Genomic DNA, 11,939 nt, shown 5'->3' on the forward strand with positions numbered 1-11,939 from the left:
AGCGAGTCGGCGACGGTGTCAGGCTCGGCGAGGTCGTCGACGCAGCCGCCCAGCCAGCGGCGCGCGGAGTGCACCGCGGAGGCCGTTCACGCATGTCAGACCGAACGTTCTATCGCTAAGGTGGTGGTATGACCCGCACCGGACCCGACACCAGGCCCTCTGAGGCGCGACTCCGGCTCCTCACCACGGCAACCCGGATCTTCTACGCCGAGGGCATCCACTCCGTCGGCGTTGACCGGATCATCGCCGAGGCAAAGGTGACCCGGGCCACCTTTTACCGGCACTTCCCCAGCAAGGAAGACCTTATTCTCGCCTACCTGCGGGAAGTCCATCAGATGGATCGCGCCGCGGTCGACGCGGCCATCGCCGCCAACCCGTCGCCGGTCGACCCCCTCCTGGCCATCGCCAACTCCATCACTCAGGGCATCCAGTCCCCCGGGTTCCGGGGATGCGCCTTCCTGAACGCCGCAGCGGAGTATCCCGACACCGACCATCCCGTGCGCCAGGAGATCATCGCCCACCGCCAATGGTTCCTGGACACGCTCACCACACTGATGGCGCAGGTCCACGAGGAAACGGCGGACCCTGCCGCGCGCCACTTCGTCATGCTCCGCGACGGCGCCATGGCAGCCGGCTGCCTGTTCGACCCCGCGTTGGTGTCCGAGACCTTCCTCCGCGGAGTCGAAGGACTCCTCCGGATCAATGCCGAGCGCCACGGATCCCCCCGCTAGTGCCGTGACCACGAACGTTCACGGTGTTGGTTGACACGCCGTCCGGCCTGTCGGTCTGGCGGCGTTGCGGCGGTCAGGCTGTGGCGGTGGCAGATCTTGTACGCGTGCGGCGGCTGAGTGATCAGGAAGGTCAGCAGCTGCTCAGAATCACCCGCCGGGGAACCGGTTCACCAATCCGACTACGTCGGGCGATGGTCGTGCTCGCGTCTGCCGGCGGGAACACGGTGCCGGCGATCGCCCGTCTCGTTCAGGCCGACGAGGACACGATCCGGCAGGTCATCCACCGGTTCAACGAGATGGGGATGGCCAGCCTGGACCCTCAGTGGGCGGGTGGCCGTCCCCGCCAGATCAGTCCTGACGAGGAACAGTTCATCGTCGAGACGGCCAACACCCGCCCCGAGAAACTCGGGCGCCCGTTCACCCGCTGGAGCGTGCGCAAGCTCGCCGACCACCTGGGCTCGCATGCGGCCCGCCGGATCCGCATCGGGCGCGAACGGCTGCGTCAGATCCTGCACCGGCACCGGATCACCTTCCAGCGGACCAAGACGTGGAAGGAGTCCACCGACCCTGACCGGGACGCCAAACTCGCCCGGATCGAGTACGTGAGCACCTGTTTCCCGCAGCGGGTGTTCGCGTTCGACGAGTTCGGTCCCCTGGTGATCCGTCCGCAGGCCGGCGCAGGGTGGGCGCCGGCCGGGCACCCGCACCGGTTGCCCGCGAACTACCACAAGCTGCACGGGGTCCGGCAGTTCCACGGCTGCTACAGCGTCGGCGACGACCAACTCTGGGGCGTCGTGCGGCGCCGCAAGAGTGCCGCGAACACCCTGGCCGCACTCAAGTCGATCCGCGCCGCGCGTCCGGACGGGGCGCCGATCTACGTCATCCTGGACAACCTGTCCGCGCACAAAGGCCTCAAGATTCGCAGGTGGGCGGCCCGGAACAAGGTCGAACTCTGCTTCACCCCGACCTACGCCTCCTGGGCCAATCCGATCGAGGCCCAGTTCGGGCCGCTACGCACCTTCGTGATCGCCGGCTCGAACCACCCCAACCACACCGTCCTGGCCCGTCGGCTGCAGGCCTACCTACGCTGGCGCAACGCCAACGCCCGCCACCCCGACGTCCTGGCCGCCCAACGCCGAGAACGCGCCCGCATCCGCAGCGAACGCCAACGACGATGGGGCCAACCCGCCGCCCGCGCAGCCTGACCCCAACACCGTGAACGTTCGTGGTCAGAGCACTAGCACCACGACAGCGTGCGCGGACGTCGCGGCGGCAGGTTCCAGGGCTGCTCCGCATCCTCGACGACACCATGCCGATCAGCGTCCACGACGGACGCCTCGACCTGCTGGCCTACAACGCCGCCGCCGCTGACTTGCTCGGACAACTCTCGGCCTCCGGGCGGTATCGGCGCAACATCGTCTATCAGTGCGTGGCGGTCGGCCGTCAAGCGCCTGCACCACCCGACCGGCGGGTGGCTGACCTTCGACACCGAGGTTCTCCACGATCCCGAACGAGATCACGGGATCATGCTCTACACACCACGCGACACGTTGGCCACCACGATTGGGCGGTGATGAGCGAGCGGCAGGTCTCAGGCCGGCCGCAGGCAGAAGGGATGTCCGGTACCCGGGTGTGTCGCTGGCGGGGACCGCCGGGCGTAGGGAGCGCCACCGCGGGTACGAGCCGGGCGTGGCTGTGATCAGTGACTACGCACTTCTCGGCGACTGTCAGGGCGCGGCATTGGTCTCCTCGGACGGGTCCGTGGACTGGTGGTGCCCGCCCCGGTTCGACGCGCCGAGCATCTTCGCGCGTCTGCTCGGCTCTGCCGGCGGCTTCTGGTCGATCCGACCGCTCGGGCCGTACACAACCTCCCGTCACTACCTTGATGGGACGATGGTGCTCCGCACGGAGTTCCACACCCAGAGCGGCGTGCTGCGGTTGACCGACGCCCTCAGCCTCGGTGCCGGGGAACGCGGTCACCGGATCGGCTACACGTCCCCGCACGTCCTGTTACGGCAGGTCGAGGTCGTCGCCGGCGCAGTGGAGGTGGCGATCGAGGTCGCGGCCCGACCGGAGTACGGACTGGTCAGTCCCACGGTTGCCGAAACTCCGGTGGGGATAGAGATATCCGGAGGTGGCGACCGCTTGGTCCTGGCCGCTGATCGTGATCTTGCCGTCGATGGTTCGCTGGTGACCGGGCGATTCACTCTCGCAGCGGGCGACAGCGCCGTGTTCGCGCTGCACCACCGCCGGGCCGCCGACCCGCTGACCGTGCCGATCGACGGGCGCGCCGCGCTGCGGGACACCGTCGCCGCCTGGCAGTCCTGGGACCACCTCCACCAGGACTACCAGGGAGCCTATCGGGAGCAGGTCCGGCGCAGCGCCCTGGTCCTTCAGGCGTTGACCTACCAGCCGACCGGTGCGGTGATCGCGGCAGCCACCACCTCGCTGCCGGAAGAGGTCGGCGGCGCGGCGAACTGGGACTACCGGTTCGGCTGGCTCCGCGACGGCAGCTTCACCCTCAAGGCGCTGTGGGTCGCGGCCTGTCCCGACGAGGCACACCGCTTCTTCGACTGGATGGCCGCCTCCATGGGGTCGGTGGACGCGGAGGACCACGTGCCGATCATGTTCGGCGCGGGTGGCGAGCGGGACCTGACCGAACACACCCTGGAGCACCTGGAGGGTTACCAGGGCAGCCGACCGGTGCGGATCGGCAACGACGCCTGGCAGCAGAAGCAACTCGACGTCCTCGGCGAGATCCTGGAGTGCGCCTGGGTCCTGCGGAACGAACTCGCGGATCTGTCGCCCGCCGCCTCGGGCCTGCTGCGATCACTGGCCGACCGGGCCGCCGACAGTTGGCGGGAGCGCGACGCCGGCATCTGGGAAGGGCGCGAGGGCGAGCGGCACTACCTGACGTCGAAGGTGATGTGCTGGGTAGCCCTGGACCGGGCCATCAAGCTGGCGCAGGCCATGGACGCGGAGGCGCACGTCCCGCGGTGGTCGCAGGCCATGAAGCAGCTCCGCGCGGCGATCCTCACCGAAGGCTGGAGCGCCGAGGCCCGGACGTTCACCGGCGCGTTCGGGTCCGACCACCTCGACGTCGGGGTGCTCGTCATGTCGACCGTCGGGTTTCTCCCCGGCGACGACGACCGGGTCCTCGCCACCATGGACGCCATCAGGCGGGAACTGGGAGTGGGGCGGGACGGCCTCTTGCAGCGCTGGACGGGGTCGGGGTTGGAGGGCGCCTTCATCATCTGCTCGTACGTGCTTGTGGAGGCTCTGGCCCTGGCCGGGCAGGTCGACGAAGCCAAACGAATCTTCGAGAGCGTCACCGCCCGGGCAAACGATCTTGGTCTGCTGTCGGAGGAGATCGACCACCGCGACGGCAACCTGATCGGGAACTTTCCCCAGGCGCTGTCCCACATCGGTCTCATCAACGCCGCCTGGGTCATCGATCAAGTCCAGTCCGGCAGCAAACCGTAAGGCGGACGGCAGCGCCACCTCCCGTTCGCTTAGGGCCACGGCAAGCGGGTAAGCCCGCCGACGTGACAGCCACGGAGGGAGCGTGCTGATGACCGGACGCCTGACGGGCAGGACTGCCCTGATCACCGGCTCCGACTCGGGGATCGGGCAGGCCACCGCTATCGAATTCGGCCGGGAGGGCGCCGACGTGGTGGTGCACTACCTGCACGACCACGCGGGCGCGAACCACACGAAGTCCGAGATCGAGAGGACCGGCCAACGGGCTGTCGTGGTGCAGGGCGACATCAGCGTCGAGCACCAGGTGGAGGCGATGTTCGACGAGGCCCTTGCGGAATTCAGCAGGCTGGACATTCTGATGAACGACGCGGGCGTGGACGCCTCCGGCACCCCGGTGGCCGACCTGGACACCGCGACCTGGGACCGGGCCATCCGCACCAACCTGTACGGGATGTTCTTCTGCTGCGGGCGGTTCATCCAGCACCGCCGCGACCAGGGCGGACACGGGAAGATCATCAACATCAACTCCGTCCATCAGGAGGTGGCCCGGGCCGGCGGCTCCGACTACGACGCCAGCAAGGGCGGCATGCTGGAGTTGGCCAAGAGCATCGCCCTGGAGGTCGCCCCGATGCACATGAACGTCAACAACATCGGACCGGCATGGTGCTCACCCCGTTCAACCAGCAGGCGATCGACGACCCGAAGTTCCTGGAAGAGCAGGTGCAGTCCATCCCGTGGAAGCGGGCCGCGCAGCCGGAGGAGATCGCCAAGCTCGCCGTCTTCCTGGCCAGCGACGACGCCGACTACGTCACCGGCTCGACGTACTTCATGGACGGCGGGTTGATGCAGAACCAGGGACAGGGCGCGTAGGCCACTCGAAGGAACACCTCAAGAACGGCCACGCCAACAAACGGTCAGCCCGTCCTGGTGGCGAAGGGGCCACCGTCGCCGAACGCGAGCCGCGCGAAGTTCTCAGCGATGCGGCGATGCCCAGCAGGGTCGGGGTGGACCTCGTTGGGTAGCGGGATTTCGGCGTAGTCCGCCTCGCCGTACAGGTCGCGTCCGTCGAGGTAGTGCAGGTTCGGGTCGTCGGCCGCGCGCTGTTCGACGATCCCGGCGAGCTCGGCACGGATGACGTTGAGCGTCAGCCGGCCGGCGGTGCGCTCGGCCGGATCGCCCGTAGCCTTGAACCGCAGGGTCCCGCCCCCCGCGCGGTCGTCTCCACGTCGACGAAGCCGCGCAGGAGGTCAGCGGTGACCGGGGTGATGCAGGGATGTTCAGTGGTCATTACCTCAGGCCTCTCGACCGAAATCTCGGCTTCATCGCCGCGCCGCGCGGCGAACATCTCGCGGCGGTGCGGTCGTTGTCGGGTCAGGGGGTGCTGCGGCTGCGTAACAGCGCGTCGAGCGAATCCACGACCCAGTCCCAGGATTCCTGAGCACCGGGGGCGCTGCGTTCGAAACCACCGGCCAGCTCCAGGCTGACGTACCCGTGGAAGACGCTGCCCAGCATCCGGACCGCGTGCGTCGCATCCGGCTCGTCCAACTCGTAGCCCCGAAGGATCGCCCTGGCCATCTGCGCGTGCCGAACGCCAGCGCTGGCGGCCGCCGTTTCCGGACCGAGCCGGAGCCGGGCCGCGGCATAGCGGCCCGGGTGCTCGGGACGTTGACGTCGAACCGCCGGGCGAGCGCCGAAATAGTTGTAGGCAAAGTGGCCCGCGGCTCGCGGACTCCGGACTCGGCAATGTTCAGGGGGTGACCGGACGGGCAGCCATCGAGGTCCGACAATGCTATTTTCGATAGTCATCGATCCCGACGGGGGAGATCATGACGAGTCGCAACCAAACACGCCGTACGATCTGGTCACGCGTCATTCCCGCAACCATCGCGCTGGGCTCGCTGGTCGCGTCCACGATGACCGGGCCGGTGCCCCGCGCCGCAGCCGCGATCTCCAGCACCGGCCCCGCCAATCCGGTTGTCACATGGGACATCAATGCTCAGACGGCGATCTGGGACGTCGCGGCTCAGCAACCGAACGAGCAGGTGCGCAGCTTCGCGATGGTCAGCGGGGCCGTCTACGACGCGCTGAACGCGATCGCCGGCACCCCGTACCAGCCGTACCTTGCCCCACCGCCGTCGATCGGGACCGAGTCGGTGGACGCTGCCGTCGCCGCCGCCGCCCACGACGTACTCGCCGCCCTCTTCCCCGATCAGCAGGAGCGGCTTCGGGCACAGTACGACACGGCTCTCGCCGTGATTCCCGACGGACGGTCGAAGCAGCGCGGCATCACGATCGGGGCACGAGCCGCGGCCACGATGGTCACCGCACGGCAGGACGACGGCGCGTTCGGGGACCAGCAATGGAGGAACGGGACAAGGCCCGGCCAGTGGCGACCCACGCCGCCGCTGTTCCTGTCCCAGGGCGCATGGACCGGACACATGCGGCCGTTCCTCATCCCCCGTACGTCGATGTTCCGCACACCCGAGCCGCCACGATTGACCAGCAGCGCGTACACCCGCGACCTCAACGAGGTGAAGGAAGTCGGCTCGGCGACGAGCACGGTGCGCACCCGGGATCAGACGGAGGCCGCGATCTGGTGGCACGACCGGCGTTCCGGCTCCTGGGAGATCAAGCGCCAGCTCGCCACCACCCAGCAGCTGGACCCCCTGCAGACCGCGCGTTTCTTCGCGATGACCGACCTCATCGTGGCCGACTCAGGAGTGGCGTGCTTCAGCCAGAAGGACTTCTGGAGCTACTGGCGTCCGGTCACGGCGGTCCAACTGGCCGACACGGACGGTAACCCGAGGACGACCGCCGACCCAGGCTGGCAGCCGTTGCTCGTCACGCCTCCCTTCCCCGAGTACCCCTCCGGCCACGCCTGCGGCACCGGTGCGCGGATGTCGCTGTACCGGCACTTCTTCGGCCGAGATGACATCACGTTCAGCGGATCCAGCGTCGACTCCGGCACCACCAGGGAATTCAACAGCTTCTCGCAAGCGCTCAACGAACTCATCGGCGCGCGCGTCTGGGGCGGCGTCCACTTCCGCACCGCTGACGTCGAGGGGGCGAAACTCGGTGAGAAGGTCTACCGCTACGCGGTCCGGCACTACTTCCGCCCCCTGAGGTAGCCCGTCGCCGCCACGAATCCGCACATGTCGCCGGTACCGGCGCCCAGCCTCGCGCCGGACGCCGGTACCGGTCAGGCCCGGCGGAGGTGGCGGGACAGGAACGCGTCGCCGGTCAGCAGCGCTCGCCGGTCTCCTTCTGCGCCACGTCGGAGATTCCGCCGAGGGCCCGGGTGCACTCCGCCAGCGTGTTGGCACCCGAGGACCAGACGTCCGGGCCACTCGAGCACTGCAGGTCGCGCAGCGTACGCCCGGTCACGATCGAGGTGCAGACCTGGTACGAGCCGTGGGTCGCCCGGTACTGCTGCCACACGTACGTGTATGCGTAGTTCTTGCCGCAGCCCTTGTACTGCTTGACCGATGCGGCGGTCTGCCCGCCGACGGTGACGTACGCCGTCGCGCCGATCTGCACCGAGCCCGCGCAGTGCGGGTTGGTCTCGGCGTAGGCGGGTCCGGAGACCGCCAGCGCCGCGAGCACAGCCAGCCCGGCGGCCGCGAGGATGCGCACGCCACGTCGGGAAAGGCTCTTCATCGGTGACCTCCTTCAATGCACCGGGACCGTCGCGCCCGGTGTCGTCATCGATCACGGTGAACGCCGTGGAGGTCCGTTCGGTAACCTCTTACACGCTCTGACAACGCCTGACGACGACGTCTGACATTGGGGATAGATGGAAACCCAGCCTGCTGCCGACGAGTCGAGTCAAGACGGCGGGGCCACCCAGACATTTGCCGAACAGTTGCGGACGCTGCGGGCCGCCGCAGGCAACCCGTCATTCCGGAAGATGGCTGGGCGGTCGGGCCGGATCTCGCACACGACGCTGCACGAGGCTGCCGCCGGGACCAGGTTTCCCTCGTGGGAGACCACGCGCGAGTTCGTCCGGGCGTGCGAGGCGGACGAGGTTCAGTGGCGGCGCGGATGGGAGGACGCTCAGCGCCGGGGGGCGAACCACGCTGCCCCGGACGGCGACCTGGCGCCGGTCAGCACCGACTCCTCGGCCGGGGTCGACACGCCCGGCACCCTGGACACTGTGCCAACCGGCGCCGTGGGCGCCGAGACGTTCGACGCCGTGGCCACACCGGCGGCCGGTAGGTCCCTGGTGTCCAGCGTCGCCGCATCTTCGGACCTCGTGCCGCAGGGCCAACGCGCGCTGCGGGCGGCCGAGCACCCACAGGCAGTTGCGCAGGACGAGGTCACGGGCGCGCGACGGCATCGAATGCCGTGGCTCGCCACCGCCGCAGTGGTGGCGGTGGCGGCGATGGCGGCGATGGTCGCCGTTCTGGCCGCCACCGTCCGCGACCGGTCGTCCCTGGACGACGCCGACGCCGTCGCGGTGGCGCCGACATCGGCAGGATTCTCGGACGCGTTGATTCCCGGGGACTCGACCCAGTTTGTCGCCGACGTCACCATCCCCGACGGTACGCAGGTGAAGGTGAACGCCCACTTCGTGAAGGTGTGGGCGCTCAAGAACACGGGATCGGTCGACTGGCACAACCGCTTCCTGGCGCGGACGAACCCCACCGGTGACGATGACGGTTGCCCGGTGCCGGATCGCGTGGCGGTCGGCGACACGCCGCCCGGCGGGCAGGTGATGATCAGTGTTGCGGTCACCGCGCCGAACCGCCCCGGGAAATGCTGGGTCAGCTGGAAGATGGTCGACGAGCACGGGAAGGCCTACTTTCCCAGTCGCCGGCCGGTGTACTTCATGGTGACCGTCATCTGAGCAGGCCTGGCGGCAACGGGTCCCGGGCCGCCCCACCGGTGTCAGGCGCGAGCGCTCCATGTCAGACCTGGGCGCCACCCGATCTGACAACACCGCATCCATCGAGGTCGGTGACGACCCAATAGATCTGACAGGACGGCGGGGTACCGAACAACAGGCCGCTTCTCGCAGGGTGATGTCCGTTCCGAACGCGACTCACCACCTACGAGGAGGATCGACCATGCGCCGTCCCTGGTTAGCCGTCGGGCTCGCCGCGCTGTGTGCGGCCGTCGGCGTCCCGGCCCATGCGTGGGCGGCGACACCCGGTGCCACAGCGCAGCGAACGGTGTCCACGGCCGCGCTGCCGGTCGTGGACATGGAGGCCACCGTCCTGGCCGCCCAGATCGACCCCCGCCGTGCCGACCACACACTGACCCCGGGCGCGAAGAGTTCCGTGCTTGCCGTCGAGCAGGCGCTCCAGGCTCAGAACCTGCTCAGCGGGCAGTGGCTCGACGGCTACTTCGGCACCGAGACCATCTCGGCGTACGCGGCGTACCAGCGCTCGCTCGGCTACACCGGCCTGGCCGCGAACGGGCTGCCCGGCACGACGTCGCTGACGAAGCTCGGGCGGAACCGGTACACCGTCGGCAACACGATCGGCCCGGGCGCGAAGGTCCAGCGGGACGGGTACGTCGTCGACGCCCGTACGCAGGCGATGTTGGCCGAGGCGCAGCGTCTGCTCGGTTACACCCTGGTGCTCGAGCAGGGCTCGTACAACCCCGGGGGCGACCCGACCTCGGCCGGTACGCACGACGGCGGCGGTGTGGTGGACATCGCGGTCACCGGCATGACCGCGGTCAAGCGTACGGCCGTCGTCCGGGCTCTACGCCAGGTCGGCTTCGCCGCCTGGGTCCGGAACCCGAGTCAGGGTGACTGGCCGTGGCACATCCACGCCGCGGCGATCAGCGACACGGACCTGTCCAGCCAGGCGCAGCACCAGACCGGCGACTACTACCTCGGCCTGAACGGCCTGGCCAACCAGGGCCCGGACGACGGTCCCCGGATTCCGATCAAAACCTGGGAGCAGTACCAGCGCGGGCAGTGACCCGCACCCGAACCGATCCATCAACCATCACTCACTGTTCACGAGAGGGCACCATGAGCATCCGTAAGAGCCTCGCCGTCGCGGGCGCCGCGCTCGCCATGACCACGTCCATCCTGGCCGTCGCCTCGCCGGCGCAGGCGGCGTCGCGGGACGGGGTCTGCGACAGTGGCGAGTTCTGCTACTACTACAACAGCGGCTACGCCGGCTCGATCTCGGACTTCACCGGGTCGATCGACGACTACGGCACGACCCAGCCGTCCTGCTACGAGTTCAAGGGCGCGGGCAATGGCCAGGGCCTGTGCGTGAGGAACAACGCCGCGTCGGTGTGGAACCGCACCAGCAAGACCGTGGTGGTCTATTTCAACAGCAACTACGGCGGAGCGAGCCAGTCGTTCGCGGCCGGGGCGAAGGCCAACCTCAACGCGACGCTGAAGAACAACAACGCCTCGCACAACATCGGCGGCACCAGCGGCACCAACCCGGCCGACCCGCGCGCGGCCGAGGCCGTCGCGTTCGCCAAGGCCCGCCTCGGGCACTCCGACTGGAACAACGAGTGCGAGCTGTTCGTCGAGCGGGCCTTCGGCACCAGCGGCCGGTTCGCCACGGCCCGTACGCACTACCAGTGGCAGAAGGACAACGGGCGCATTCACACCGGCTCGGTGCCGCCGGCCGGAACCGCGGTGTTCTTCACGTCCACCACGTCGGCGGGGCACGTCATGCTCTCCATCGGCGGTAACAGCGCCATCAGCACCGGACCGACCGTCTACCAGACCAGCACGTTCCGGGATCGGTCCGACTACCTGGGCTGGGCCTACGTTCCGAGCGGCTGGTGACCGGGTATGCACTCCACTTCTGATCGACGGCCGCGGATGACCATCCTGAGAAGAGTTCCGGGCCTTCTGGCCGTCGTGGTGGCGGCGCTCGTCGGCGTCGCGGTGGCGCCCTGTGCGGCGTCCGCCGCCGATCGCGACGGGGGCTGCGACAGCGGCGAGTTCTGCTACTACTACAACAGCAACCAGGCCGGCTCGGTCTCCGACTTCACCGACTCCCTGGACGACTACGGCACCACCCAGCCAACCTGCTACGACTTCAAGGGAACGGGCGCTGGCAAGGGCCTGTGCGTGAAGAACAACGCCGCGTCGGTGTGGAACCGCACCGGCAAGACCGTGCGGGTCTACTTCAACAGCAACTTCGCCGGTGCGAGCCAGGACTTCGCGGCCGGGGCGAAGGGCAACCTCAACGCCACGCTGAAGAACAACAACGCCTCGCACGAACTTGTGAGCGGGCCGACGGGCTGTAGCACCGACGGCACCAACAGCAAGCTGCCGACCACCATCCTGGTCTACCGGGTCAGTCTCGGGCGAGTCGACCGGGTCGACTTCCAGACGTACGTCAAGAACGTCCTCCCGAACGAGTGGGTGACCAGCTGGCCGGCCGCCTCGCTGGAGGCCGGTGCCATGGCCGTCAAGAGTTACGGCTGGTACTGGGCGCTGCACTCGACCCGGAAGACCTCCGGCGGACAGTGCTACGACGTCCGTGACGACACCGGCGACCAGGTCTACCGGCCGTCGTCGGCGCAGGCGTTGACGTCCGCCGCGGTGGACCGCACCTGGTCAACCCGGCTGACCCGCAGCGGCAACATTCTGCGGGCGCACTACTGCGCCACCACGACCGCTTGCGGTGGCTGGGTGGACGGGGACTGGCTGTCGCAGTACGGCTCGCGTGATCTCGCGAACGCGGGCAACAACTACCAGGCGATTCTGCGCTACTACTACAGAGACGTGAACGTTTCCTGACG

Annotated in this window: 11 protein-coding genes and 1 pseudogene; 10 read left to right on the forward strand and 2 right to left on the reverse strand. The window is 68.6% G+C overall.

Features of this window, described 5'->3' with window-relative positions; all coding sequences use genetic code 11:
* Positions 1 to 128 precede the first annotated feature (128 nt).
* The 5 genes and pseudogenes from ACWD5O_RS20135 to ACWD5O_RS20155 all read left to right on the forward strand — a co-directional run bounded on the left by ACWD5O_RS20135 (position 129) and on the right by ACWD5O_RS20155 (position 5,081).
* Positions 129 to 731, forward strand: coding sequence for a TetR/AcrR family transcriptional regulator (locus tag ACWD5O_RS20135; protein ID WP_450086192.1), 603 nt, complete (start codon positions 129 to 131; stop codon positions 729 to 731).
* Positions 732 to 817: 86 nt separating this feature from the next.
* Positions 818 to 1,936, forward strand: coding sequence for an IS630 family transposase (locus ACWD5O_RS20140; protein WP_450086193.1), 1,119 nt, complete (start codon positions 818 to 820; stop codon positions 1,934 to 1,936).
* 20 nt (positions 1,937 to 1,956) lie between these two features.
* Positions 1,957 to 2,430 (forward strand): MmyB family transcriptional regulator, encoded by a 474-nt coding sequence (locus ACWD5O_RS20145; RefSeq protein WP_450086194.1) that lies wholly within the window; start codon positions 1,957 to 1,959, stop codon positions 2,428 to 2,430.
* Positions 2,421 to 4,214 (forward strand): glycoside hydrolase family 15 protein, encoded by a 1,794-nt coding sequence (locus ACWD5O_RS20150; RefSeq protein WP_450086195.1) that lies wholly within the window; start codon positions 2,421 to 2,423, stop codon positions 4,212 to 4,214. The genes ACWD5O_RS20145 and ACWD5O_RS20150 overlap by 10 nt, the downstream gene beginning before the upstream one ends.
* Positions 4,215 to 4,302: 88 nt before the next feature.
* A pseudogene (locus tag ACWD5O_RS20155) lies at positions 4,303 to 5,081 on the forward strand (SDR family oxidoreductase).
* A gap of 501 nt (positions 5,082 to 5,582) precedes the next feature.
* On the opposite strand, the gene ACWD5O_RS20160 reads toward ACWD5O_RS20155, so the two are convergent.
* On the reverse strand, positions 5,583 to 6,017 hold the full coding sequence (locus ACWD5O_RS20160) for a TetR-like C-terminal domain-containing protein (RefSeq protein WP_450086196.1): 435 nt from the start codon (positions 6,015 to 6,017) through the stop codon (positions 5,583 to 5,585).
* A 20-nt stretch (positions 6,018 to 6,037) separates the two neighbouring features.
* On the opposite strand from ACWD5O_RS20160, the gene ACWD5O_RS20165 reads away from it, so the two are divergent.
* A complete protein-coding gene (locus ACWD5O_RS20165) occupies positions 6,038 to 7,339 on the forward strand; it encodes a vanadium-dependent haloperoxidase (RefSeq protein WP_450086197.1) in 1,302 nt (433 codons plus the stop codon).
* A gap of 112 nt (positions 7,340 to 7,451) precedes the next feature.
* Here the strand turns inward: ACWD5O_RS20165 and ACWD5O_RS20170 are convergent, their stop codons facing one another.
* Positions 7,452 to 7,868, reverse strand: a complete 417-nt coding sequence (locus ACWD5O_RS20170; protein ID WP_354965829.1) for a hypothetical protein — start codon at positions 7,866 to 7,868, stop codon at positions 7,452 to 7,454.
* Positions 7,869 to 8,004: 136 nt separating this feature from the next.
* On the opposite strand from ACWD5O_RS20170, the gene ACWD5O_RS20175 reads away from it, so the two are divergent.
* The 4 genes from ACWD5O_RS20175 (at position 8,005) to ACWD5O_RS20190 (ending at position 11,937) form a co-directional block, all read left to right on the forward strand.
* A complete protein-coding gene (locus ACWD5O_RS20175; RefSeq protein WP_450086198.1) occupies positions 8,005 to 9,057 on the forward strand; it encodes an NBR1-Ig-like domain-containing protein in 1,053 nt (350 codons plus the stop codon).
* Between the two features lie 220 nt (positions 9,058 to 9,277).
* A complete protein-coding gene (locus tag ACWD5O_RS20180; RefSeq protein WP_450086199.1) occupies positions 9,278 to 10,141 on the forward strand; it encodes a peptidoglycan-binding domain-containing protein in 864 nt (287 codons plus the stop codon).
* A 53-nt stretch (positions 10,142 to 10,194) separates the two neighbouring features.
* A complete protein-coding gene (locus ACWD5O_RS20185) occupies positions 10,195 to 10,974 on the forward strand; it encodes a peptidase inhibitor family I36 protein (RefSeq protein ID WP_450086200.1) in 780 nt (259 codons plus the stop codon).
* A gap of 36 nt (positions 10,975 to 11,010) precedes the next feature.
* Entirely contained in the window at positions 11,011 to 11,937 is a 927-nt protein-coding gene (locus tag ACWD5O_RS20190) for a peptidase inhibitor family I36 protein (RefSeq protein ID WP_354965833.1), read from the forward strand.
* Positions 11,938 to 11,939: the final 2 nt, after the last annotated feature.

The sequence above is a fragment of the Micromonospora sp. NPDC005161 genome (assembly GCF_053599855.1).